Here is a 2,109-nt window from a genome sequence, read left to right as displayed (position 1 = left end):
TTCTCCAACCGCCATCTGCTGGGCTATCCCTGGATCGTGCTGGCGGCGGTGGGCACGGCCTTCCTGTCCTTTGGCCTGTGGGTCCACCACATGTTCACGACCGGATTGCCCAAGATCAGCCTCGCCTTCTTTTCCGCCGCGTCCGAAGCCGTGGCGATCCCGACGGCGGTGCAGATATTCGCGTTCATCGCGACGCTTTGGGCGGGCCGCGTCACCTTGTCCACGCCTCTGCTCTATGCGACGGGCAGCCTCGCAATCTTCGTCATCGGCGGCCTGACCGGCGTGATGGTCGCCGTCGCACCCTTCGACTGGCAGGCGCATGACACCTATTTCATCGTCGCCCATCTTCACTACGTGCTGATCGGCGGCACACTGCTGCCTCTGTTCGCGGGTCTCTATTATTACTGGCCGTTGATTACAGGCAAGAAGCTCTCTGACCGGCTCGGCCGCATCGCCTTCTGGATGCTGTTCGTCGGCGCGAACCTCACTTTCTTCCCGATGCATTTTTCGGGGCTCATGGGCATGCCGCGCCGGGTCTTCACCTATCCGGCTGAACTGGGGCTTGGCGGGCTCAACATGGCCTCGACTCTTGGAGCGTGGCTGTTCGCGGCGGGCGTGGCGGTAATCTGCGTCGACCTCGCCCTCTCGCCGCGCCGGCCAAAGGCGCAGCGCAATCCATGGGGTGCCGGGACGCTCGAATGGCTGGCCCATCCCGATGACGAGGATTGGGGAATACGCTCGGTCCCACTGATCGAAAGTCGCTACCCGATCTGGGACCAGAAGGATTTCGTGCAGAAGGTCGATGAAGGCCGCTATTTCCTTCCAGACGCGGAGGAAGGGCGGCGCGAAACGATCGTCACCACCGTGCTGGACGCCCGACCGCTGGCGGTGATCCGTCTCGGCACGCCCAGCATCATCCCGATCCTTACCGCCATCGCGCTGGGCGGCGTGTTCATCCTCACCACCTATCATCTCTACTGGGCTGCTCTCGCCTGCGCCGTGTCGACGCTCGCTTGCACGCTTTGGTGGCTATGGACCGGGACGGCCGAAATCCCGGAAAAACCATCCAAGCCGATCGGCCATGGCATGGAACTGCCGCTCTACATGTCCGGTCCAGCAGCACCCGGATGGTGGGCGATGTTCATCACCATGATGGCCGACGCGACCGCCTTTTCCGGCCTCGTCTTCGGCTATTGTTTCTTCTGGACCCGTCATGCGGATTTCCCACCGATGGCACAAGCGGACGGGCCGGGCATATTCTGGCCGATGGCGGCGCTGGCGCTCGGGCTGGCAAGCTGGCTCGCCACCATCGCCGCGCGCGAAGTCCACGCACGCGGTGGCGTCGGGATCGCGCGCCTGCTGCTGGTGCTGGGCATAGCCGTAAGCCTCGCAGGCATCGGTACGGGCCTGGCTGGACCATGGACGCATGGCATGAACCCGGCAAGCCACAGCTATCCCGCAATCGTGTGGACGCTCGTCATCTGGACCGTGGCCCATGCTGGCGTCGCCGCGATCATGCAGAGCTACGCCCTTGCCCGCAGCATTGCGGGCAAGATGGACCCACAGCATGACGCAGACATTCGCAACGTCACGGTCTACATGCACTTCTTCGCGCTGACTGCGGTAGTGGCCTATGCGACCATCGGCCTGTTCCCGGTGCTGTCATGAGCGCCAAACCATGAAGGATCGACGGCCCCACTGGTCCGAGCGGCTGAAGGTCACGCTCTGGACGCTGATCGTCCCGCCGACCATCTGGGCGGGGCATTTCCTCTTCTCCTATCTCTGGGCATCCATATCCTGCGCCAAGGTCGGTGAGTTCGCGACCTTCCCTACCCTGTTCGTTGCTGGCACCGTCCTTGCCCTGATCCTGATCGCCCTGTCCGGCTGGATCGCCTGGAACCAGGGCCGGATGCCCGGTGGCCGCGCGCCACATGAGGATTCGACCGATATTGACCGGCTGCGCTTCCTGGCAAAATCCACGCTGTTGCTGGCGGGCCTCAGCTTCGTTGCCGTACTCTTCACCGCCTTGCCTGTCATCTATCTGCGAGACTGCCTGTGAAGCGCACGAGCCTTATCTCTGGCCTCCTGCTGCTGCCATTGGGCTGGATC

2 protein-coding genes are annotated in these 2,109 nt (G+C 63.4%); both read left to right on the top strand.

The window, feature by feature from the left end:
- A partial coding sequence (locus BMY84_RS28820) for a cbb3-type cytochrome c oxidase subunit I (RefSeq protein WP_093088589.1) occupies positions 1-1,668 on the top strand: 1,668 nt, incomplete at its 5' end.
- A 10-nt stretch (positions 1,669-1,678) separates the two neighbouring features.
- Positions 1,679-2,059, top strand: a complete 381-nt coding sequence (locus tag BMY84_RS28815) for a hypothetical protein (RefSeq protein WP_093088588.1) — start codon at positions 1,679-1,681, stop codon at positions 2,057-2,059.
- Positions 2,060-2,109: the final 50 nt, after the last annotated feature.

Origin of the sequence: Sphingobium sp. AP50 (assembly GCF_900109095.1) — a bacterium.
Classification (GTDB): domain Bacteria; phylum Pseudomonadota; class Alphaproteobacteria; order Sphingomonadales; family Sphingomonadaceae; genus Sphingobium.
The sequence above is the reverse complement of the archived record's forward strand: the minus strand, read 5'-3'. Positions and strand labels throughout refer to the sequence as shown.

Coding starts and splice junctions, on each gene's coding strand:
- BMY84_RS28815 (WP_093088588.1), top strand. CDS start 1,679: ATGAAGGATCGACGGCCCCACTGGTCCGAGCGGCTGAAGGTCACGCTC.